The sequence below is a fragment of the Bradyrhizobium daqingense genome (assembly GCF_021044685.1).
GTDB lineage: Bacteria > Pseudomonadota > Alphaproteobacteria > Rhizobiales > Xanthobacteraceae > Bradyrhizobium > Bradyrhizobium daqingense.
Genome location: NZ_CP088014.1, coordinates 6,760,764 through 6,781,320, shown reverse-complemented (window position 1 = coordinate 6,781,320; position 20,557 = coordinate 6,760,764). Strand labels below are relative to the sequence as shown.

Genomic DNA, 20,557 nt, shown 5'->3' with positions numbered 1-20,557 from the left:
GTAGTTTCCGGTGGGGACGGCAGGCTCAGTCCCACGTTTTTTGGCCACAATCGGGACCGACGCTCCCGCCATGAAATTTCTGGCGATGATCTCGATTCTGGCGCTGCTCACGATGGGCGGAGCCGCCATTTCCGATCAGGTTCTGACCGCCGATCAGCACGTCGCGCGAGGGGTGCAGTAGCGCGGCGCGCGTAAATCGTAAGGGTCAGCCGATCACGGACGAGCCGAGCAAGGCGAGGACGGCCAACGCCATCAACGCGGTGCCGAGCCAGCCCAGCGCGACCAGCCATGAGCGGGCCCTGAAGCGTCCCATGATCGCGCTGCTCGAGACGATCACCATCATCATCGCCATGATCGGGACGGCGACGATGCCGTTAAGCACGGCGCTCCACACCAGCATGTGAATCGAATCGATCCCGGTGAAGCCGAGGCCGAAGCCGATGATGGTCGCGGCCGCGATGATCGTATAGAAGCCGGCCGCCTTTTCGGGCTTGGCCTCCAGCGTGGCGCGCCAGCCGAATATCTCGGCGACGCCGTAAGCCGCCGAGCCCGCCAGGACCGGGATCGCCAAGAGTCCCGTGCCGATGATGCCGAGCGCGAACAGCGCGAAGGTGAAATCGCCGGCAAGCGGCCGTAGCGCTTCGGCGGCTTCCGTCGCCGAATTGATCTTGGTGACGCCGTTGGCATTCAGCACCGAGGCGGTGGTCAGGATGATGAAGAAGGCGATGCCGTTGGACAGCAGCATGCCGAAGATGGTGTCGACCTTGATGCGGTCGAGCTCGTGGTGGCCGCCGCTCGGCAGATCGCGCAGCGGCTTGTCGCGCTTGCCCTGGTTCATCTCCTCGACTTCCTGCGAGGCCTGCCAGAAGAACAGGTAGGGGCTGATGGTGGTGCCGAGCACGGCGACGACCATCAGGAAATAGTCGGCGCTGACATTCGGCGTGGGCCATACCGCGGCGAGCAGCGCCTTGCTCCACGGGATCTGCACGGTGAAGGCGGTTGCGACATAGGCGAACAGCGCCAGGGTGAGGAATTTCAGCACCGGCGAATAGCGGCGATAGGGCAGGAAGATCTGGAGCAGGGTGGAGCCGGCCGCGAAGATCAGCGCGTGTTCGTGATGGAGCCCGCCGATCACGAGCGAGAGCGCCTCCGCCATCGCGGCGATGTCGGCCGCGATGTTGAAGGTGTTGGCGACGACGAGCATGGACACCAGCGCGAGCACGGCCCAGCGCGGCGCGAGCTGCATGACGTTGGCGGCGAGACCCTTGCCGGTGACCCGGCCGATCTGCGCACTCACGAGCTGGATCGCGATCATGAACGGCGTGGTCAGAAACACCGTCCACAGCAGCCCGAAGCCGAATTGCGCGCCGGCCTGCGAATAGGTGGCGATGCCCGAGGGATCGTCGTCGGCCGCGCCGGTGATCAGGCCCGGACCTAGTCTTTGCAAAAGCGTCGGCGCGGATTTCGTCGGCGTGAGGGCGCTTTTGCTCATCGAGGCGGTCTCGGTCCGGGAAAGAACGGCATATCCCTTAGCAAATGCCAGCAACGAAACGAAAGTTCCCGGGTCTCGATCTGGTCAGATTCTGAATATACGAAATTTTGATTAACCGTCGGGCAGAACGGTATATGAGTGCATCACCGCCAGCGGTGGCTAACGGGCCCCGCCCGCCGTCCCCGCCTATTTCACGCTGACGAACATGCCCCAGGCGGCGGCCAGCGCCGCGCCGGTGAAGACGAGCACCGGATTGTCGCAGAACGTGCTGCCATATTTGCAGACGTCTGCGCCGAACTGCCCGAGCTCATGGCGGCCGGCCGAGTAGAACAGTCCCGACAGTCCCAGCAATGCGGCGGCGATGTAGTACATCGACGATCTCCAGCTTGCTCCCGCCTCCGACGAAAGCGCCTGTGCCAGCATGACGCGAAGAACTTGCATCCTGCCGAATCCGGCCTGTTGGATTTAAGTCAAATGATCGCCGTGGGAACCGGTGGACCGGTCGTCCATCAAATGAAGGTTGACGGGATCGGCATCCCTACGGATGCACCCTCCGCCAGCAGAGCTGGCAGGATTCCGGTCAGGCTTCGCAGGTCTGACGGATTGCCCAGCGCACCGCAGGCGCGCCGTGAACAGGTCATCGGGATCAGCTTGAGCAGGCGATGAACCGCCGGGCGGTGGCCTGAACTTTCCCGGACAACTACGGACCGTAGTCGACCCGAAGTGTTCTGAGGCCCGGCTTGTGATCTGATGCGCTCGCCTTGGAAATGGATGCCGCCGTGCTCTTGCATCCGCGAACGATGGAGCCGGTCATGCCGCGTTATTTCTTCGACTTACTGGAAGGCGACATTCTCGCCGTCGATGAAGAAGGCCTGGAGCTGTCGAGCCTGCGCGCCGTGCAGGCCGGAGCCGCCAAGTCGCTCGCCGACATGGCCCGCGATGCGGTGCATAGCTTTCCGCCCGCCACCGGTCAGCACAACATGGCGATCGAGGTTCGCGACGTCTGCGGTCCGTTGATGCAGGTGAAGTTCTCGTTCGAGGTCGAAAGGCTGCGGGCGTAAACTCCTGGGCAGATGTTCAATGCAAAAAGGCCCCGCATCGCGGGGCCTTTGTCTTGTCGGTCTGACGGGCCTAGCGCCGCGTGCCCGCTCCGTAGAGCTCGCGCTCGCGGCCGATGTCCTCTGGTGACAGCGGCGGGCTTGCGGCGTCGAAGTCGTTCCAACCGGACTTCTGCCAGACAGCGCTGCGCTCCTGGAGGTTGACGGACCTCTCGTGGAGCAGCGCGTCGAGGCGGGCGCGATCCGTGTCCGGCACCCGCGCGGAGACGAGCGTGCCGCCGCGGCGAACGCCTTCCGCATAGCGCGAAGCCTCTTCCTTGGGGACGCCCGCCTGGGTCAGCGCGCCGACGATGCCGCCGGTCGCAGCTCCAGCGGCCGCGCCGACGGCGGTGGCAGCGAGCCATCCTGCGGCCACCACCGGCCCGAGACCGGGGATGGCGAGCATGCCGAGGCCGGCGAGAAGGCCTGCCGCACCGCCGAGGCCTGCGCCGATGCCGGCACCTGCGCCGGCGCCTTCTGCGCGGTCGTCGGTGCCGTCGCGATCACGGTCGACCTTGCCAGACGAGGAGCCGTACCAATTGTCGGAATTGTTGGCGACGATGCTGATGTCGGAGTGCGGCACGCCGGCGGCTTCGAGCCGGGTGACGGCCTGCTGGGCATCGGAATAATTATCGTAGAGCCGGGAAATAGTGGCTGTCATGCTGGAATCTCCTTACTTCGCGGGATTGACGTTGCCTTGGAAGTCAACGCTGACGTCGGCCTTGGTGCCGGCCTTGTCGGCCTTGCCGCGCCAGACGCCTTCGTTGTCCTTCTGCAGGCCGGACACGTTGGAATAGCCGGCCTCCTCGATCCGCGACTTCGCCTGTCCCTCAGTGAAGCTGTTGCGGCCAGCAACGGGCTTGTTGGAGTTGTTCTGGTCGGAGCTGTTGACCGCGTTGTTTTGCGGTCCGCTTTGCGCCGGCTGCGACTGGGCGCCTGCGGGCACCGAAGCCAGCAGCAGCAAGGTTGCGGCCAGCAGAGTTGAACGTTTCATCTTGTTGTCTCCTGCAAGTGATTGTGCCGGCGACAACAAGTGAGAGTCGAATTGGTTGCTAAGGTTTCCCGATTGTTCGGTGCGGCGTTTCGGACCGCCACAAGGCGCAGCGGCGCCCGTGTCACTTCGAGGCTTGCGTCGTCTCGCCCTGGCTGCGCGTTGCGGGCTCCCAGGGCGCGGGAAGGACGACGCGGATGGGGCGGGCTTCCGTGGCGCTTTGCCCTGCGACGGGCGCCTTGTCCTTGACCGGCTCGGCCAGCGCGACCGCCATCATCGCAATCAGCATGGCCGTAGACGTCGTGACTAACCGCAGATCCAGCATCGATACCTCCTGTTTGCGCACCAACGCCGGGCCCCACGCGTTGGTTCGGGATCGATCGGGAACAAGTGGCAATTTTTGTTGTTTGTAGGTGACACGCCCGGACGACCGGGCTGCTGGAGGAGGAAGACAAAATGAATATCAAGACGATCATTGCCGCCGCCGTGCTGACGTCGTTTGCGGCCCCCGCATTCGCGCAATCGTTCTACGTGGTGCAGGACGTCAAGACCAAGAAGTGCACCATCACCGAAGCCAAGCCGACCACCACGGAAACCACCGTCGTCAGCGGTGACACCGTGTACAAGACGCGCACGGAAGCCGAAGCCGGCATGAAGACCGTCAAGGTCTGCTCGTCGAACTAAGCCGAGCTGATCGCACGAGCGATCAATGGCCCGCGCGGAGCGATCCGTCGCGGGCTTTGCTTTGCGCGTTGAGCGGTCAGCTCGATGGATGAGCTCGGCGATCTGCCGCAGTCGTGCTCGGGAGCGGCTCAGCACGTCGATGCCGTCGCCGCATCCCGCCGCACCGCTCCCTCCCCCGTCGCGCCGGAGCCTAGCGGCACCCGGGCCTAAGGAAAAAAACGAAATCCTGATCGCCGGGCCTTCCCGGGATCAGGGTCCAATTGTGCACGCAAGCGGCCGGCTCACGATGCAGAGCCTGCTGACGAAACACGGCTGAAACACTGCTGAAACCCGATTGTCTCGAACTCCCCGGCCACGGGGCTCGACCAACGAAGCGAAAAGGAGAAACATCATGATCCAGATCGGTTCGAAGGAAGAAGTCGCGTTGCTGCTGGCCCTGTTCGGCACCCACACCCAGCCGGTGCGGAGGCCGAAGCCGAAATCCCCGCGCGGATGAGGCAGGATGCCATGCCGGGTCTGGCCGATTGTTTGAGCCTGCTGAGGCTCCTGATCGCGAGGGGGGATCCGCAAGGAATTCCGCTCGCCGAGAATGCCATCGAGCAATATCTTTCCGTGACGCCCGCCGCCGCGCGGGGACGCGGGCTGTGCGTGCTCCAGCTCGACGCGCGCGACCAGCACGTGGCCGCCGTCGGCGTGCAGCGCTCCTTCGCGGAGACGATCGACGCCTACATCGCGCGCAAGCTGGCGGAGCAGTGAGCCTCGCAGGCGCGGGGGCGCTGTTCCCGGAACCCGTTGATCCCACGACAATTTTTTCATCCGCTAGAAACCTTTGCCCGCGCCGAACTTAACATAGGCAAAGGACCAGCGAAGATGCCCCGATACTTTTTCGACTTGCGGGACGACAAGGGTACAGCGTTCGACGAGGAAGGACTGGAATTGGCGAGCCTGCGCGCCGTTCAGGCCGAAGCCGCCAAGTCCGTCGCCGACATGGCGCGCGATGCCGTGATCTCGGCCTCACCGGCCGACGGCAGGCAGAGCTTTGCGATCGACGTGCGCGACGAGGACGGCCCCGTGATGCACGTGCAGTTTTCTTTTGCGATAGAGAACTACAAGACGCGATCGCACGGGCGCGATCATTGACGGGTGAAGCGGGCCTGATGCTGCTGCTCGGGCTCCAGCACCGCGATCTTGCGGCCGAGCTGCCAGACCTCGACCTTGCCGTGGCGCGTGAACTGCCGCGCGAAGGTGAGGGCGGAGGCGTCGGACGCCGCCTCGAACGCTTCGGCGGAACGGAAGACGCCATTCTCGCCGACGAGATAGGCGCGATATTGCTGGCTCTGGCTCATGTCGGCGCCCTCAGGCCGGGCGAATGCAGCCAGGCGTCGATCTGCATGGCGGTCTCGTCCTGCCGCGCCCGGCGCAGCAGCATCTCGCGGCGGCGCCCCGGCGCCAGCGCGCGCGCTTCCTCGCGGCAGCGCGCGGCTTCGTCTGCGAGACGCTCAGTGAGAGTCTTGGTGTGTTTAATACGACGCCGCTTCAGCATGGCGCATCTCCCTTGTTCGCGTGAGGGCGGGAGCGCAATCTGGCGTTCTCATCACCGGTCTCATGCCACGGGCCTTGCGGTGATGGATTAACTGTACGCTTCGGCAAGCTGAGAGTCTGTATCTTTTGATAGTCCGCGAACACTTATTTTCGAGAACAATTGCAGCGCCTTGAGCGACTTACTCAACATGAGCCGCGTGGTTCAAAGTTCACTTTTGAACATTCAGTTCGAACAATGGCAGCCTTGAGCCGTTGCCCTGATATCACCGGCCGAGGCTCTGCCCGTAGGCGTCGGTGGCTGAGAGACCGAGCGTGCTCCCGCCTGCAAAGCGAAGGGAGCACGGCCATGCCGGGCCATGACACCTACACGCGCACGCGCAACATTCATGATGAGATCGCCGCCATCGCGCGGCAGACCGCCTATGTGCGCGACCTCATCGCGCAATCGTGCGAGATCCTGAAGCAGCCGCTGCCTGACACGTTTCTGGGCCGCAAGACCCACGAGCCTTTCCCCATTACGCTTGGCCCCTCGCCGGAGCGGGAGCGCTGACGGTCAGCGCGATCGCGACCGTCGGGATCAGGCCGGTTTGTAACGTGCGGAGCTGGCTGGCGTGGGCGCAGATCGCCCGGGCGAAGGCGCGCTCGCGCACCAGCGCCAGGCGCAGCCGTTCGGCTCCATCAAGGGCGGCATCCGCGCGCGCCAACAGGGGATCGGCCATTGATCCATGCATGGCGTTCGCAACGCGGCGTCTTGCCGCTTGTTCCTGGCCGCTGCCGCCCACGAAGTCGTGACGCAAGCGTGACGAGAGTGGCCGTAACGCGCCGGACTCCCGCGGCGTATCACCGGCAACCCGCGAAAGCACGCGGGGAGCCCAGGGGAAGACCACGTCCAATGACAACACAGTTCAACGTCGCCGAAGCCGGCTACGGCTCCTATCGCCCGCTCGCCATCCTGCGCTGGATCATGGTGATCATCTTCGTCTCGTTCGGCATGCAGAAATTCACGCCGCAATCGGCGCAGGGCATCGCGCAGTTCATCGCGAATAGCCCATTCATCTCCTGGCTTCAGGTGTTCGGCCTGCGCGGCGAGGCCTACTTTCTCGGCGTGACCGAATTCGCCATCGCCGCGCTCTTGATCGCCGGCGCTTTCAATCCGCTGATCTCGGCGCTCGGCGCCTTCATGGGGGTCGTCACCTTCGCCGTGACCTTCTCGTTCTTCTTCACCACGCCGGGCGTCGTGACCTGGAGCCTCTCGACCGACCCGATGGCGTGGACTCTCACGGGCGAGTTTCTGTTCAAGGACATCGTGCTGCTGGCGGTGTGCGTGGTGTTGCTGCTGGCGTCGCTGCCGGAGGCGGTGGGAAGGGCGTGGGGAAAATCATTCTAGGCCATCACATCTTCCTTCTCAGTTCCTCTTGCGACGATTATCAAGGAATCATCCGAAAGCGGCCTTTGCAGCGCCTTCGCTTCATCCCAAGGTGCCCGCAGCCACACGTCCCACTCCTCCACGGTCGTGAGGAGTACCGGCATCGCCTTCGGATGTATCGGTTCAACGATCGCGTTAGGCGCCGTCGTAAGAAATCCGTAGACCTGATGCGGCCCTGGAACGGGTTTCGACTTCGTCCCGCGATCGCCATTGAAGGTGGTCCAGATGCCGGCGAATGCGAAGAGGGGGCGTGCCTCCGCGAGCGCAAACCAAACGACATCCTTCTTCTTAGTCTCCGGGTTCGGCTCGGGCGCGTACTCCGCGAAGCTGTTGGCAGGCACAAGGCAGCGGTGCTCGGGCTTGAGCCAGGCGCGCCAGTGAGGGGACGAGGTATTGCGGATGTTCGTTACGGGCGGTCCGCCGGTGCGGGGCGGCGGCGGCATGCCCCAGCGCATCATGACCAGTTCGCGCTCGCCGCTGCCTGAATCGCGAATGACGGGCGCGGGGTAATCTGGAAACACGCCGGGCATCGGCGGCAAGTTGCCTTCGTAGCGACGGACAATGCGGAAGAGTTCGGCGATGGCCGCTTGATTGGTCGTGATCGAATAGAGATTGCACATGAAAACGAATTGTCCCTTATCGCTCGCCCCGCCAAAAGGTTGCGGGCGGTTGGGTGGCCGAAATCTTTGTCATCGTTAGCGCGACAAGCTTGCTGCGCTTATACGGGTAGCCGCGCACCTGTGAACAATCCTTGCAGCGCATGTAACGTTCAAGTTCGTGCACTGGTGTCGTCTTGGGACGCCGGATAATGTCGAGGGCTACCGATTGGCTGGTATCACAACCAAGACAGCGAACCTCCAGGTACGGGTATTCGCCATTGATCGCCTCGCCGATCGTGGGCGACGGTTGCGCGGGACCTCTATAACCGAGCATGCGATAATTCCAGGCTTCGCAGGCCAGCTTGTCAGCTTCCTTACGAGCGGCCTTGGCGCGCTCAGCCGACATCTTGATCTGAGTTCCGAAAAGGTATTCGCGCGACTTGGTGGACATCAGATCATAAAGGGCATGAGCCAACCGAGTTGGCAAATTGTCGATTCCTAGTGGGCGGGATGGCCGGCCGACCACTGCCGGTTCGTGGCTGTGGAAAGGACCGAGTCAGATGCTCACTAACTGCCGGCCTGTTCCTTTGCAATCAACGCACGCGCAATCTGCTCCGACAATCTCTGGTGCGAACTTTCCCCAGTTGCCGTCGCCGCCGCATTCGAGGCACCGGATTTCGCCGGCGCCGCATCCGAGGTCTCTGACCTCTGTCTCGACCTCGGTGTTACAATCGTGGGCACAGTAAACCAGCATCATCGTCCGTAGCGTTCCCCAAAAAGGTTGGAGTAGGTTTGGCGGTCGCGACGCGACTCAAGGCCAAGCTCCTTTGCCTTCCGTGCCACGTCATCGATAGCCCCACCTCTGCAAAGAAGGCTTGCGGCATCCCGAATGGTGCCGCCGCGATTGAGCACGGCGGCGAGGTCGCGAATGTCTTCCTCATCCCATGGTTCGCCGTCGCGTAGGTCGTGGGATGGCGAATACACAAATGGCTTTCTCACAGGTCCTCCCGCAATCCTTTGAAGAATGGATGCCGCACCTTTCCCTCCGCCGACTTGGCGCGGTACTCGATTTCTGCAAGCAGCTTCGGCTCAACCCATATGCCCTTGTGCGCGATCCGCTTCGCATAGGGCTGCGTCCTGCGCCGGAGCGGCTCCAGGCGCTTGCGCAGCTCGGCTGCTGACGTTTTGTCGAACCCATGGTCGACCTTGCCGGCGTAGATTAGATCATCGCCCTTGCGGCGGCCGAGATACACGCCGTCCCATTTGCCTTCGTCCAGCGCAAAGCCAGCGATGGTCAGGGTCTCCCGCTGTGCGCAGGTCGTCTTCACCCAATTGTTGTTCCGGCCGCTGCTGTAGACGCTGTCGCGAACCTTGGAGACGACGCCCTCAAGCCCGACCTTGCAGGCATGGGCGAACATATCGCGGCCGTCCATGTCGAAGCTCTCGCTGAACTGCACGTCGGTACCGGAGATGATCTTCTTCAACTCGGCCTTGCGCTGAACCAGCGGCAGGCTTCGAATGTCGCGGCCGTTGAGATAGAGCAGGTCGAAAGTGACGAGAACGAGCTTGGAGGAGTTGCCCTTCAGCTCGTTCTGAAGCACCGAGAAATCGGTCGTGCCATTCTCGGCCGGGACGACCACCTCCCCGTCGATGATCGCGGAGCCAGCCTTGATGTGCCAGGCATCATCCGCAGTCTTCTTGAAGCGCCTCGTCCAGTCATGGCCGCGGCGGGTGTAGATAGTCACAGCCTCGTTGGCCAAGTGCACCTGAACGCGATAACCGTCGAACTTGATCTCGTGAATCCACCGCTCCCCGGATGGCACCCGCGGGACGGAGGATGCCAAGGCCGGTTCGACAAAGTCCGGGAAGGGCGACTTGAGCCCAATCCCCGGGGACTTCCGCTGACGCTGAGACGCCACCAAACAACTCCACGCAACAAACTCATTTGATTCGAATCTTTGTGTGGAGATTCGTTCCGGCCCCGAAAGCGAAGCGGGAGGCTTCGAGGGAACCCACTGAATCCTCTGGCGTTTGCGCATTGCATGGAGGTGCAATATGGCTAAGGCGAAGAAGCAGACCGCTCGCGGTCGCAAGCAGGATCGCGCGCGCGTCGCAGGCGGCCAGGACTATGAAGTCGGCTACGAGGCGAAGAAGACCGGCCGCTCGGCCTCGGCGGTGAAGAAGGCAGTCAAGAAGGTCGGCAGCAGTCGGAAGAAGGTGGAGAGTAAGCTGAAGCGGCGCTAAGTCGATGGGCGCGATCGTCTTCACCAGAAGCGCTATTAAGGCAAAGGGCCGCTGTTTTGGAACAGCGGCCCTCATGCTTTCCGGGTTGCAAAAATTCCGAAATCGAAATGATTTACGCCAGCCCGGATTGCCACTTTATCCCGATTAGTGCATCTTGGCTACACCAAATGAAAATTCGCTGTACGCGGTCTCATGCGATCCTGACAGCAGATTTGTCCCATTTGGGGTCCGTCACATTGCTTAGCGTAAACCCTGAGTGGAGTGGCCGGCTTGAAAGAACGTAAGCCAGAGCGCGAGGAAGAACGAACGCCTCGTGAAAACGAAGCGCGGCAGGTCGTGCAAGAACATATCAAACGGGCTCTGCTCGAAAAGCTACGACGCACAATGACCTAAGGGTCCGCGCATAGAGACACGGCGAGTTAGTCCGCAAACAAGAGGGGACCATGTTAGGATACCGCGTCTATCGGGTCGACAGGTCAGGTCGCATCCAAGGAATGCCGGATATCATCCAGTGCGAAGATGATGAAGCCGCGCGGATTGAGGCGCAACGCTTCGTTGACAGTTGTGGCATTGAGCTGTGGGATGGCGCTCGCAGGGTGGCGACTTTCGCGCCGAACAAAAAATCGGATCCAACTTAGAGCTCAACTGGGGATTTGACACGTCGGGCAAAACACCGGCACAATACCATCATCGAGACAAATGTGTTTTGCGCCCGCGCCGGGGTTTTCCGCCGCGGGTTTTTTGCGTTTCGATTCGAAACCGAGTTGAGCAATTTTTCAGATGGATTTTTCAAATGACAACTGAAGTAGCGACCCGCAGCCTTCTTTCCCAAAATGCCTACGCGAGAGCGGCCGCGCGGAGCGCTCTCAAGGCACGTACATTGACCGAGATCAAATCCCTGGCGCGAACGCATACAAATGTCGCGATAAAAACGCTCGTGCTCATCATGCGCAACAAGGACGCTCCCGCTCATGCCCGTGTAATGGCAGCGAACGCGATCCTCGATCGCGGCTGGGGCAAGCCGTTGCAACCGATCGTGAGTGAAGACGACAAGCCGATTCAGTTCGTTCACCGCATCGAGCGGGTCATCGTGCATCCCGATGACCATGTGGCGATGGAAGCGGTGATCGAGGAGACCGTGCAGCGAGCACCTGTCAGCGTTCTCGGCAGCCTCGGCGGGGTGCGCGACGACGATGCTTGTTACGAAGAGCTTTGGTTGCAATCGCAGGAGCAGGCATGAGCGACCTCCTTCAGAAGCTGCTGCTTCAGGCGCGCGCTCAACCGGAGCCCAAACCCGAATGGCCGCGATGGATCGCCGAGGCGCTCGCGTACAAGCCGGAGAGCGCGACGCCCGTGAAAGCGCCGCCCAAACCGGGCCCGGCGGCCGTGGACAGGCGACATGATTATCGGGTGTTGAGCCGAGTAAGGAACACTTGACGACGAAGCCCGCAGGACGGCCCAGGCTTTCTCATGCTAGCCTGTGTGCTTATCTGAGGATGTCCGCTTGCGGAGGGCCAGCGGACATTTTCAGATCGGCCAGCATGGCCGCTTGTGACCCCATCGCGGACTCGGCGACCGTTCTCCAGTCTGGTAACTCGGTCTGGAAGCTTTGGAACCTCTCCGGTCCCCGGCATTTGGATATCGGATTGCAGTCGTTTAGGTGTTCTCGCTGATGTTGAAGTGGTGCTCATATTGTCAACAATTTAAAGGTGAAACTTCCCCATATGACGACCTTTCCGTCACTTACGGTCTCTGCCAGAGGTGCGAGGCCCAGCACCCCGATATATTCGCAAGCGAAGTCGTTAGGCACTCCGAGTTTCTCCGCCATGTTTACCATTCGCTCTACGAAGCAGGTCGCCGGAATGATCTTCCTTCGGCTCAGCAGCTCGTTAAAGACGCCCTTGCCGCCAAGTTCAGGCCCGTCGATATCCTCCTCGGAATTCTGACTCCGCTGCTCTACAAAATCGGCGAACAGTGGCGTTCCGGCACTATTACCGTCACCGACGAGCATGAGTTTACCGCCTTTAGCGAGCGCATAGTCGACTTAATCGAAGTCAGCATGCAACGAGGCAAGACACGGCATCGACGGGGCCTACCACGGTATTTCCTCATGAATGCGCCGGGCAACACTCATACGCTCGCGATCCGCATTCTTTCTTTTTGGTTGAAAGATCGCAGCGTTTGCGCGCCAACCGTTATCAATCATATCGATCTGCAAAAACTGGCAGAGCACATTTTAGAAGCTGCGCCCAAATTACTGTTACTTTCGATGGCTTTGCCCCAACAACTCGACAGTGTGGTGTCTATCTCCGCCCTAGTCGGAGAGTTGCCGGCCGACGCCCATCCAAAGGTCTTTGTGGGCGGCTATGCGGTCAAATCCGGTTTAGTCACGTTTGTACCTGGCGCCGAGCTGGTTGCCGACATCAACTTGCTGGGTACTTCTGATTAGATAATTTCCGCTTGTGGCCCGTAGCTGACCTTCACGGCGATGTCCCCTGAGGCCGCTCCTGGCCCATCGGGGAAGTGGCGGCGCTCCTCCCTGAGGTCCGCTCACCGAGGCATGGCGGACCCGATTTGCTCACGTTGAGTTTTTCGCATTTTGACCCAAAGTGGACCTATGGGGGAGCTTGTTCGGATGACTTCAAGTGGACTTCTTATTCTGAGATTCTGTACCGACCAACGTCAGGAAATCTGAGCTGACCTACGGCCGCGATCCTTTGAAGCGGCGAAAAATCGGCTTTCCAAAAGTCAAGTTCAAACAGCTCTCCGCGCTGGTCGACGTTCAGTGCGACCGACACTAGCACTCCATCGGCATCGTCAAATTCGGCTTCGCCAACACATCGGCCGAAACGCCGGTCTTCCCCACCGACAAAGCGAAGGCTACCCATCCCACCGTCGTTCATTTGCTCTACGAGGCCAAGATGGCATTGCGAAGGTGAATGCTGACCTAGAATAAAGGCAACCAAATCACGCTCTTTGGGGGTGAGTGGGCGTGGCATCTTTCTTCTCATAGCGACTGGCATGCATTGGCTATATCACGTCGCGCTCGCGATGTCCGGATATGGCCCATCGGCGCCATTCGGCACGCGCCCCTGTTGAGGGATCAGCGGACATTTGGGTCCCTGAGCTAAACTACGACGCGCTCTCAAATTCACCCGGCCCAAACCACCGCGTCAGCGCCTCCACAAGCCCGCGCTCGCCGCCATCTCCCACCCAGGCCACATGGCCGTCGGGCCGCACCAGCACGGCGCCCGGCGCTGTGACCTCTCCGATGGCCGGCAGCTGCCATGGGCCGTCATAGTCGGCGTCGACGACGTCGATGCGGTCGCCCCAGCGCGCCGCCGCGATGCCGCCTGGCTTGCCGAAATTGAGCAGCACGCCGCGCGCGTCGTGCAGCAGCGTGAACAGTCTTCGCATCCCGCCTTCGACCAGGAGATCGAGATCCGGCATGCGGCGGCCGAGGAGGGCGTGGCCTTCGCCGAGATCATAGGCGATGTCGAGCCCGCTCATCATCGCGCCATAGCGCCGGCGGGCCGCGTCCATGCCGAGCAGATCGGCGACGGCCTCGCGCGCGGCCTTGAGGCCGTCGTCGCCGCGGCGGAGCAGGGCGATCTGCGCCATGGTGTTTTTCAGCACGCGCGCGGCGACGGGATGGCGCTCGGCATGATAGGTGTCGAGCAGGCTGTCCGGCGCGATGCCGCGCGCCACCTGCGCCAGCTTCCAGCCGAGATTGACAGCGTCCTGCACACCGAGGTTGAGACCCTGGCCGCCGACGGAGTGATGGATATGCGCGGCATCGCCGGCGAGCAGCACGCGCCCCTTGCGATAGGAGGTCGCCTGCCGTGCCGCATCGGTGAAGCGCGAGATCCAGGCGGGATTTTGCACGCCGAAATCGGTGCCGTAGACTGCATTGAGCGTCTCGCTGAGATCGCGCAAGCCCGGCTCGCCGCTGCGCGTGAGCGTTGCTTCCGTCACGACGACCAGCACGCGCCCGCTCTCGGTCTTGCTCAGGCCATGAAAGCCGAGCGCATCGTGACGCAGGCCCCATTTGGGCTCCTCGCACATCTCGACCTCGGCCATGAGATTGCTCAGCGTCGGTGCGAAGCCTGCAAAGTCGATGCCGGCCGCCTTGCGTACCACGCTGCGGCCGCCGTCGCAGCCGACGAGATAGTTTGCGCGCAGCATCGTGCCGTCCGAGAGCGTGACGTCGACGCCGGTCTCGTCCTGCGCAAAGCCTGATAGCTCGGTGCCGCGATAGACTACGACCCCGAGCTCGGTGGCCCAATCGGCCAGGATGCGCTCGATGCGAGCCTGCCGCAGCGCGAGCCCATAAGGATGCCGCGTGGGAAGGTCGCTGATGTCGAGCCTGGTCCAGGCAAAGCCCGCGAGCTGGGTGATCTGGCCCTCGCGCAGAAAGCGATCGGCGACGCCGCGCTGATCGAGGATCTCGATGGTGCGGGCGTGCAAGCCCCCGGCGCGGGTCTCGACCAGCGCTTGGCTTGTGCGCCGCTCGATCACGGCGACGTCGACCTTGGCGAGCGCGAGCTCGGCGGCCAGCATCAATCCGGTGGGGCCGCCGCCGGCGATGATGACGGCATGATCGGCGCTCGCCGCGGCGTTCGCGCCGGTGCGCTGGGCCTTGTGGTTCGAACGCGACCTTGGAAGCAGTACGGGCATGTCGTGACCCCCTCGATGCCGTGGCTGGGTCACGGGTTCTACGGCAGGAACGGGGGCTTGAAGCAAGCCCCTTGCGCATTACATATCAAGCTGGGAGGAAGGGCGCCTTCTTCCGCGCTCGCCGCGTTGACACGTCGGGCAAAACACCGGCATAATGGCATCATCGAAAGAGTTTGGTTCAGCCCGCGCGGGAACATCCGCTGCGGGTTTTTCTTTGGGCGTCTTCCAGCCGGGCGTGGCGTTCAGCAGATGCCGGTGGTTCGCTGCATGATGTCGGCGAGCTCCTCAAACGAGAACGGCTTGCGGATCATCGGCAGGCCGCCGCGCCGGGGCTCGCGGCCCGACAGCTGCAGCACCTTCAGCTCCGGACGGACGCGCCTTGCCCGCTCGGCCAGTTCATGACCGTCCATGCCGGGCATGTTGATGTCGGTGATGAGGATGGAGATGTCCTGGTTCTGCTCGAGCCGGTCGAGGGCGTCTCTCCCGGCTTGGGCGCGGATGACCTGACAGCCGAGATCCTCCAGCATGTCCGCGATGACGTCGAGGACGGCGGGATCGTCGTCAACAACCAGGACAGTGTGGCTCATCTCACGAAGGTTCCTCCAACGAAGGAATTAACGCGCCTCTCGCCAAGGTGGTTCCTTCAAGCCTAATCGTCCTTCGACAAATCGGCCGGCTTGGCGGGAATGTCGATGGCGCCGCCTTCGCCCTGCGAGAGATCGCGACCTCTGTCCTCGGTCGCGCCGGAATCTTCGACGATCGTGTCGTGGATCTCGCGCGCCTTGCCGATGTGCGGCTTGCGATCGCCGCGCGGCGGGCCGGCTCCGGCCCGGTTGCGCGATGTCTGCCGTGACGTCGTCCTGGACATGAGTTGATCCTCCTGATCGACTAACTCCCGCGAGACCCCTAGGTTCGTTTGACACGTCGGGCAAAACACCGGCATAATGACATCATCGAAACGAGTTTGGTTCACCCGCGCGGGCGACATCCGCCGCGGGTTTTTTCGTTCTCGATTGCAGAATCGGACGGTGGCCCACGCATCACGGCCACGCACTTTGCTTGATACGCGTTCAGGGAGCGCCGATCGGCGTGCCGCCGTCCGAACCATTTGCTGGCCGTGCACGCGCGAACGCGCCGGCCCGCGGCGCTGGGGCTTTGCCCGCGCCGCTGCGGTCTCCGGAGATACGGAGATAGGGTTCGCGCCCGAAACGATCGCGCCTCATCGCCGCGATCTGCCGCGCATTTTCTTCTCGTGGAGGAACGATGACCGCTTACCTGATATCGCTTGCGGCACCGGCCCGACCTCATTAACGATCCACAGTTCGCCACACGCAAAGCGCGCTCGGAGAACAAGGAGCTCTTGCGGGCAGCCATCGCGGAAGTCTTTGCCGGCGATACGCTCGAGAACTGGATGGCGAAGATGAAGCAGGCCAATATCCCTGTGGGCTATCTCCGAACAGTCGAGGAAGGGTTCAATGCGCCCGAGGCGCGCGAGCGTCATCGCTTGAACCGGATACCGCATCCGACAGCGGATTGGGTCCCTAACATTGAGCCGCCGATAGCAATGAGTCTGACCGGCGCGGTCGATCCTGTTGCAGCTCCTCTCCTGGGCGAGCATACCAAAACCGTCCTCCATGACGTGCTCGGTTATGATCAGCTTCGGATCACTGAGCTCACTGAAAAGGGTGTCTTTGGGACAGGCAAGGCGACGCCGAGCACATAATGAGGTGGAGCACGGTCTCCCTCGGCTTGCCCTCAGGCAGTCTCCGCACCGCCATTGCATCCCCTTGATCTTGCATCGGCTTGATTTGGCGGTGGTCCGGCCGCATAAATGTGCCAACGCGAGGGACACCAATGGCGCCTGGTCGAGAGCCGAGCATCAGCGAGCCCGCCGGGCTGGAAGCCGGCGAGCTCGCCTATGCGACCATGATGGCGAAGACACGGGCGCTCCTGCCGCAGCTGCGGGAGCGGGCGGGGCGGACGGAGGAGCTACGGCACCTTCCGCCGGAGACCGAAAAGGATCTTCACGATACTGGGCTGTTCCGGATGCTCCAGCCGAGCCGGATCGGTGGCGCAGAGCTCGACTACGTCTCGCTGATCGATTGCGCGGATTTACTCGGGCAGGCGGACGCGTCGGTCGCCTGGAATCTCGCCAATCTGGCAAGCCATCATTGGATGCTCGGCATGTTCGAGCCGAAGGCGCAGGATCTGGTCTGGGGCCGGGATCCGGACGCGTTGATCGCATCCTCATTCATCTTTCCGGCTGGTCGCGCCACAAGGGTCGAGGGCGGGTATCGACTGCACGGCAGCTGGCCGTTCTCCTCGGGCGTTGCTTCCTGCGAATGGAATATGCTGGCAAGCGTCGTCTACTCCGACGACGAAGCCGACGGCATCGAGTACCGGATCTTTCTGCTGCCGAAGGACGATTACAAGGTGCTCGATACCTGGAACGTCGCGGGACTGCGCGGGACCGGGTCTTGCGACGTGGAGGTCAGGGACGCCTTTGTGGCGAACCATATGACGGTTGCTGTCGGCGATCTCGCCGGGGGCCCGACGCCGGGCAGCAAGGTCAATCCAAATCCGCTGTATGCACTCCCTGTCTTTTCGTTGTTTCCTTACGTTCTCTCCGGCGTCGCGCTCGGAAATGCGCAGGCATGTCTTGACGACTATGCGGAGGTCGCACGTCATCGCATTTCAACCTACAACCGGGCCAAGCTGAGCGATTTTCAAAGCACGCAGATCAAGATCGCGGAGGCCTCGGCGAAGATCGACGCGGCGCGCCTGATCATGCGCTCGGCATGTCTGGATGCCATGGCACATGCGCGACGCGGTCATATCCCTGACATGGCGACCAAGACCAGATATCGGCGCGATGGCGCCTTTTCGGTGAATCTGTGCACCGAGGCGGTCTCCATGCTGTTTGCCGCGAGCGGCGCACGTGGCCTTTTCACCACGGGCGTGCTGCAGCGGCAATTCCGTGATGCGCATGCGATCAACTCCCATCTGGCGTTCAACTTTGATGCGGCCGGGACCAACTATGGACGCGTGGCACTGGGCCTGCCGTCCGAGAATCTGACGCTGTGAGGCCGGCCGATGAATGACCTGCCGAAGCAGCCGGCCGTTCCCGATCCAGCCAACGAATTCGCGAGCGACAGCTCGTCGATCGACCCCCGCGATTTTCGCAACGCGCTCGGCACTTATGCGACCGGCGTGACAATCATCACAGCCGCGGCTGCTGACGGAAAGCCCTACGGCCTGACCTGCAACTCGTTCGCATCGGTGTCGCTGAATCCGCCGCTGGTTCTGTGGAGTCTCGTCGTCTATTCCTCGAGCCTGACCGTGTTCCAGAACGCCAGCCATTTCACGGTCAACGTGCTCGGCGCTTCGCAGCAGGCGCTCGCGAACAAGTTCGCCAAATCGTCCGATGACAAATTCACCGGCGTCGATTGGACGCCGGGGCTTGGCGGCGCGCCGGTGCTGGCCGAGAGCGTCGCCAATTTCCAATGCCGCTCCGTCAATCGCTACTATGGCGGCGATCACGTGATCTTTCTCGGCGCGGTCGAGGCTTACACCTACAGTGCGAAGGAGCCGCTACTGTTCGCACGCGGGACGTTTGGTTGCTTCCTGGCCGACGACGAGCGCAAGAAGGCGCCGTAACGCATCACGTGGCTTCAGATGGCTTGACGCCCGCTGACAGCTTGTAGATCTCCAGCGCGTCGGCCTCCGCGCCTCGCGCCGCCTTCGCCAGCCTGAAAAGTTGCCCCGCAAGCGAAGCCATTGGCACCGGTGTCGATGTCGCCTGAGCGACATCGGCGACTGTATCGAGGTCCTTGAGCATCGTGGCGATGTGGCCGAGCGGCGGGGTGTGGATGCCCTGAACCATCCGCGGCACGAAGAGTTGGAGCGGGATCGAATCCGCAAAGCCGCCGGCGAGCGCTTCGGGCAACCGGTTGGCGTCAATTCCCGCGTTCACGGCAAGGCGTGTTGCTTCCGCAAGAACGGCCATTGCGCATCCGACGATCACCTGATTGCACAGCTTCGTGGTCTGGCCGGCGCCGGTCGGCCCCATATGGGTGAACCTGCGCGCCATGGACAGAACATAGGGCCGCACCCTCTCGATGTCGGCCGCTTCTCCGCCGGCCATGATCGCGAGTGTGCCTTCCTCGGCACCCTTCGTGCCGCCGGACACAGGCGCATCGATCCAGCCTGCGCGGTTCGCATCTTTCAGCCGGGTTGCAAGGTCGCGGGCAGCGTCGGGATGGATGGACGAGAAGTCGACGACGAGCTTGCCGGCACCGGGAGCTGATGAAAGGCCCTCACGCCCGAAGATCACCTCTTCGACGGCGGCGGCGTCCGTCACGCACATGAAGACGATGTCCGAGCTCGCCATCACGTCGCGGGGCGTAGCGGCGGCAATTGCGCCGGCCTCGACGAGCGGGGCCATCTTGCCCTGCGAGCGGTTCCAGACGGTGACCTGATGGCCGGCCTTGAGCAGGCGGCGGGACATGGGCGTCCCCATGAGCCCGATGCCGAGATAGCCGAGCTTCGCAGCATCCTGCGGGTTTGTCTTGCTCGCATCAGCCATAGGTTGTCTCCCCTCGTCGCGGCGCAATGCAGCGCGACCGTTCCCTTACCTTACACGGTGCATCGCTTGGCGAAACCGCCGAGCCCGCATGGCTTGCCTGATTGTTTGAACCATGAAACATTTGAGCCGGTCGGGTTGGGGGCGCCCATCGGCGCCGGAGCAGCGGAGTGAGCACGATGCGAACCGTTTCGAGGTGGATCCTGGCATTGGGGGTGGTTGCGACCGTGTTCTCGGGCCCGAGCCCGTCGCGGGCGCAGCAGACGATCCGCGTCGGCTGGACGATCCCGGCCGAGGAATCCAAGTACTGGATGATGCGACGCGCGGCCGAGTTTCCCAACCTCGGCAAGGCCTACAATATCGAGTGGACCCAGTTTCAGGGCACCGCGCCGATGACGCAGGCACTGGCAGCCGGCGCGCTGGATTGCGCGACGCAAGCGCCGCTGTCGCTTTCCAACGGCGTGGTCGGCGGTAATCTGAAGGCTTATATCGTGGCACAGCACGTCTTCGAGAAGCCCGGCGGCTTCTCGGTCTATTGGGCCGTCAAGGATGACTCGCCGATCAAGTCGATCGCGGATCTCAAGGGCAAGACCGTCGGCATCTCCGTGATCGGCGGTGGTACGCAAGGACCATTCAATCTGCTGCTCAAGCAGAACGGCGTCGATCCGGCCAAGGACATCAAGCTGGTCGAGGTCGGCTTTGCCGTCTCTGAAGACGCGCTTCGGCAAGGACGCGTCGATGCGGTCAACATGAACCAGCCGTTTGCCGCGCGTGCCGAAGCGAAGGGCGGCACCCGAAAGCTGTTCTCGCTGTCGGAGGCCATGCCGAACATCGTGCACATCCTGGAGGCCTGTCGTGCCGATTTCGTTGACAAGAATCCGGAAGCGGTCAAGGCCTATGTCCGCGACATCACGTCGGGCATGAAGAAGGCGCTGGCGAACCGCGAAGAGACCTTGAAGGTCGTCAATGAGGTTCTCAAGGCGCCCATTCCGGTGCTCGAGACCTATCTGCTCAAGGACAATGATTTCGGACGCGATCCCGGTGCGGCACCGAACTTCCCCGCAATCCAGAAGATGCTGGACATCTATGCGGAGACGGGGATGCTGCCGAAGCTAGATGCAGCGCAGTTCAAGCACCCGACGATAGTCGCACCGCTGGAGTAAGCAGGCAGGCGAGTTATCGCGGGATTGCGGCGTTCCGGATCGTCCGGGACGCCATATGAA

General features: G+C 62.4%; 29 protein-coding genes and 1 pseudogene. 14 read left to right on the top strand and 16 right to left on the bottom strand.

Features of this window, described 5'->3' with window-relative positions; translation table 11 throughout:
* Positions 1 to 205 precede the first annotated feature (205 nt).
* A complete protein-coding gene (locus LPJ38_RS32430; RefSeq protein WP_145629174.1) occupies positions 206 to 1,492 on the bottom strand; it encodes an NRAMP family divalent metal transporter in 1,287 nt (428 codons plus the stop codon).
* A 186-nt stretch (positions 1,493 to 1,678) separates the two neighbouring features.
* Positions 1,679 to 1,864, bottom strand: coding sequence for a hypothetical protein (locus LPJ38_RS32425; protein WP_008555701.1), 186 nt, complete (start codon positions 1,862 to 1,864; stop codon positions 1,679 to 1,681).
* A gap of 440 nt (positions 1,865 to 2,304) precedes the next feature.
* Between LPJ38_RS32425 and LPJ38_RS32420 the strand changes: the two genes are divergently transcribed.
* Positions 2,305 to 2,553 (top strand): DUF6894 family protein, encoded by a 249-nt coding sequence (locus LPJ38_RS32420; RefSeq protein WP_145629172.1) that lies wholly within the window; start codon positions 2,305 to 2,307, stop codon positions 2,551 to 2,553.
* A gap of 70 nt (positions 2,554 to 2,623) precedes the next feature.
* Here the strand turns inward: LPJ38_RS32420 and LPJ38_RS32415 are convergent, their stop codons facing one another.
* The 3 genes from LPJ38_RS32415 to LPJ38_RS32405 form a co-directional block, all read right to left on the bottom strand.
* Positions 2,624 to 3,250, bottom strand: coding sequence for a general stress protein (locus tag LPJ38_RS32415; RefSeq protein ID WP_145629170.1), 627 nt, complete (start codon positions 3,248 to 3,250; stop codon positions 2,624 to 2,626).
* Between the two features lie 12 nt (positions 3,251 to 3,262).
* A complete protein-coding gene (locus LPJ38_RS32410; RefSeq protein WP_145629168.1) occupies positions 3,263 to 3,583 on the bottom strand; it encodes a hypothetical protein in 321 nt (106 codons plus the stop codon).
* A gap of 121 nt (positions 3,584 to 3,704) precedes the next feature.
* Positions 3,705 to 3,905: a hypothetical protein gene (locus tag LPJ38_RS32405; protein WP_145629166.1), complete on the bottom strand. Its 201-nt coding sequence runs from the start codon at positions 3,903 to 3,905 to the stop codon at positions 3,705 to 3,707.
* Between the two features lie 131 nt (positions 3,906 to 4,036).
* Here LPJ38_RS32405 and LPJ38_RS32400 point away from each other — a divergent pair, with 131 nt between their 5' ends.
* The 3 genes from LPJ38_RS32400 (at position 4,037) to LPJ38_RS32390 (ending at position 5,404) form a co-directional block, all read left to right on the top strand.
* Positions 4,037 to 4,264 (top strand): hypothetical protein, encoded by a 228-nt coding sequence (locus LPJ38_RS32400; protein ID WP_145629164.1) that lies wholly within the window; start codon positions 4,037 to 4,039, stop codon positions 4,262 to 4,264.
* Between the two features lie 507 nt (positions 4,265 to 4,771).
* The gene (locus LPJ38_RS32395) at positions 4,772 to 5,020 is read left to right on the top strand and encodes a hypothetical protein (RefSeq protein ID WP_145629162.1); all 249 of its coding nucleotides are present in this window, start codon (positions 4,772 to 4,774) and stop codon (positions 5,018 to 5,020) included.
* A 114-nt stretch (positions 5,021 to 5,134) separates the two neighbouring features.
* Entirely contained in the window at positions 5,135 to 5,404 is a 270-nt protein-coding gene (locus LPJ38_RS32390; RefSeq protein ID WP_145629160.1) for a DUF6894 family protein, read from the top strand.
* Here LPJ38_RS32390 and LPJ38_RS32385 read toward each other — a convergent pair.
* Positions 5,398 to 5,610: a hypothetical protein gene (locus tag LPJ38_RS32385; protein ID WP_145629159.1), complete on the bottom strand. Its 213-nt coding sequence runs from the start codon at positions 5,608 to 5,610 to the stop codon at positions 5,398 to 5,400. The two genes, LPJ38_RS32390 and LPJ38_RS32385, sit on opposite strands and share 7 nt — an antisense overlap.
* Entirely contained in the window at positions 5,607 to 5,807 is a 201-nt protein-coding gene (locus tag LPJ38_RS32380) for a hypothetical protein (protein ID WP_145629157.1), read from the bottom strand. The genes LPJ38_RS32385 and LPJ38_RS32380 overlap by 4 nt, the downstream gene beginning before the upstream one ends.
* A gap of 345 nt (positions 5,808 to 6,152) precedes the next feature.
* On the opposite strand from LPJ38_RS32380, the gene LPJ38_RS32375 reads away from it, so the two are divergent.
* Positions 6,153 to 6,356, top strand: a complete 204-nt coding sequence (locus LPJ38_RS32375) for a hypothetical protein (protein WP_145629155.1) — start codon at positions 6,153 to 6,155, stop codon at positions 6,354 to 6,356.
* Here the strand turns inward: LPJ38_RS32375 and LPJ38_RS32370 are convergent.
* Positions 6,322 to 6,525 (bottom strand): hypothetical protein, encoded by a 204-nt coding sequence (locus LPJ38_RS32370; RefSeq protein ID WP_145629153.1) that lies wholly within the window; start codon positions 6,523 to 6,525, stop codon positions 6,322 to 6,324. The genes LPJ38_RS32375 and LPJ38_RS32370 overlap by 35 nt on opposite strands.
* Positions 6,526 to 6,698: 173 nt before the next feature.
* On the opposite strand from LPJ38_RS32370, the gene LPJ38_RS32365 reads away from it, so the two are divergent.
* On the top strand, positions 6,699 to 7,193 hold the full coding sequence (locus LPJ38_RS32365) for a DUF417 family protein (protein ID WP_145629151.1): 495 nt from the start codon (positions 6,699 to 6,701) through the stop codon (positions 7,191 to 7,193).
* Here the strand turns inward: LPJ38_RS32365 and LPJ38_RS32360 are convergent.
* The 3 genes from LPJ38_RS32360 to ligD form a co-directional block, all read right to left on the bottom strand.
* Positions 7,190 to 7,852, bottom strand: a complete 663-nt coding sequence (locus LPJ38_RS32360) for an SOS response-associated peptidase (protein ID WP_145629149.1) — start codon at positions 7,850 to 7,852, stop codon at positions 7,190 to 7,192. The genes LPJ38_RS32365 and LPJ38_RS32360 overlap by 4 nt on opposite strands.
* 16 nt (positions 7,853 to 7,868) lie before the next feature.
* On the bottom strand, positions 7,869 to 8,282 hold the full coding sequence (locus tag LPJ38_RS32355; protein ID WP_145629147.1) for a hypothetical protein: 414 nt from the start codon (positions 8,280 to 8,282) through the stop codon (positions 7,869 to 7,871).
* A gap of 544 nt (positions 8,283 to 8,826) precedes the next feature.
* On the bottom strand, positions 8,827 to 9,750 hold the full coding sequence (gene ligD / locus LPJ38_RS32350) for a non-homologous end-joining DNA ligase (RefSeq protein ID WP_231088684.1): 924 nt from the start codon (positions 9,748 to 9,750) through the stop codon (positions 8,827 to 8,829).
* A 136-nt stretch (positions 9,751 to 9,886) separates the two neighbouring features.
* Between ligD and LPJ38_RS32345 the strand changes: the two genes are divergently transcribed.
* The 4 genes from LPJ38_RS32345 to LPJ38_RS32330 all read left to right on the top strand — a co-directional run bounded on the left by LPJ38_RS32345 (position 9,887) and on the right by LPJ38_RS32330 (position 12,524).
* Positions 9,887 to 10,075, top strand: coding sequence for a DUF3606 domain-containing protein (locus tag LPJ38_RS32345; protein WP_145629143.1), 189 nt, complete (start codon positions 9,887 to 9,889; stop codon positions 10,073 to 10,075).
* Positions 10,076 to 10,868: 793 nt separating this feature from the next.
* Positions 10,869 to 11,315, top strand: coding sequence for a hypothetical protein (locus LPJ38_RS32340; RefSeq protein ID WP_347339010.1), 447 nt, complete (start codon positions 10,869 to 10,871; stop codon positions 11,313 to 11,315).
* Complete coding sequence (locus LPJ38_RS32335; RefSeq protein WP_145629141.1) at positions 11,312 to 11,512, top strand: hypothetical protein; 201 nt, start codon at positions 11,312 to 11,314, stop codon at positions 11,510 to 11,512. Before LPJ38_RS32340 ends, LPJ38_RS32335 begins: the two co-directional genes overlap by 4 nt.
* Before the next feature lie 223 nt (positions 11,513 to 11,735).
* Positions 11,736 to 12,524: a cobalamin B12-binding domain-containing protein gene (locus tag LPJ38_RS32330; RefSeq protein WP_145629139.1), complete on the top strand. Its 789-nt coding sequence runs from the start codon at positions 11,736 to 11,738 to the stop codon at positions 12,522 to 12,524.
* 205 nt (positions 12,525 to 12,729) lie between these two features.
* On the opposite strand, the gene LPJ38_RS32325 is transcribed toward LPJ38_RS32330, so the two are convergent.
* From LPJ38_RS32325 to LPJ38_RS32310, 4 genes are all read right to left on the bottom strand, one after another.
* Positions 12,730 to 13,074, bottom strand: coding sequence for a DUF6984 family protein (locus LPJ38_RS32325; protein ID WP_231088466.1), 345 nt, complete (start codon positions 13,072 to 13,074; stop codon positions 12,730 to 12,732).
* 133 nt (positions 13,075 to 13,207) lie between these two features.
* Positions 13,208 to 14,752: an FAD-dependent monooxygenase gene (locus tag LPJ38_RS32320; RefSeq protein ID WP_145629137.1), complete on the bottom strand. Its 1,545-nt coding sequence runs from the start codon at positions 14,750 to 14,752 to the stop codon at positions 13,208 to 13,210.
* Positions 14,753 to 14,994: 242 nt separating this feature from the next.
* Entirely contained in the window at positions 14,995 to 15,339 is a 345-nt protein-coding gene (locus tag LPJ38_RS32315; RefSeq protein ID WP_145629135.1) for a response regulator, read from the bottom strand.
* 62 nt (positions 15,340 to 15,401) lie between these two features.
* Positions 15,402 to 15,620 carry a hypothetical protein gene (locus LPJ38_RS32310; protein ID WP_145629133.1) on the bottom strand — a complete coding sequence of 73 codons (219 nt, stop codon included), beginning with the start codon at positions 15,618 to 15,620 and terminating at the stop codon, positions 15,402 to 15,404.
* 423 nt (positions 15,621 to 16,043) lie between these two features.
* Between LPJ38_RS32310 and LPJ38_RS32305 the strand changes: the two are divergent.
* From LPJ38_RS32305 to LPJ38_RS32295, 3 genes and pseudogenes are all read left to right on the top strand, one after another.
* Positions 16,044 to 16,475, top strand: a pseudogene (locus LPJ38_RS32305) (CoA transferase); the annotation flags it as partial.
* Between the two features lie 131 nt (positions 16,476 to 16,606).
* Positions 16,607 to 17,836: an acyl-CoA dehydrogenase family protein gene (locus LPJ38_RS32300; RefSeq protein ID WP_167520262.1), complete on the top strand. Its 1,230-nt coding sequence runs from the start codon at positions 16,607 to 16,609 to the stop codon at positions 17,834 to 17,836.
* A gap of 9 nt (positions 17,837 to 17,845) precedes the next feature.
* Positions 17,846 to 18,409 (top strand): flavin reductase family protein, encoded by a 564-nt coding sequence (locus LPJ38_RS32295; RefSeq protein ID WP_145629129.1) that lies wholly within the window; start codon positions 17,846 to 17,848, stop codon positions 18,407 to 18,409.
* A 4-nt stretch (positions 18,410 to 18,413) separates the two neighbouring features.
* On the opposite strand, the gene LPJ38_RS32290 is transcribed toward LPJ38_RS32295, so the two are convergent.
* A complete protein-coding gene (locus LPJ38_RS32290) occupies positions 18,414 to 19,337 on the bottom strand; it encodes an NAD(P)-dependent oxidoreductase (RefSeq protein WP_145629127.1) in 924 nt (307 codons plus the stop codon).
* Positions 19,338 to 19,513: 176 nt separating this feature from the next.
* On the opposite strand from LPJ38_RS32290, the gene LPJ38_RS32285 reads away from it, so the two are divergent.
* Entirely contained in the window at positions 19,514 to 20,497 is a 984-nt protein-coding gene (locus LPJ38_RS32285) for an ABC transporter substrate-binding protein (RefSeq protein WP_145629125.1), read from the top strand.
* The last annotated feature ends 60 nt before the right edge of the window (positions 20,498 to 20,557 follow it).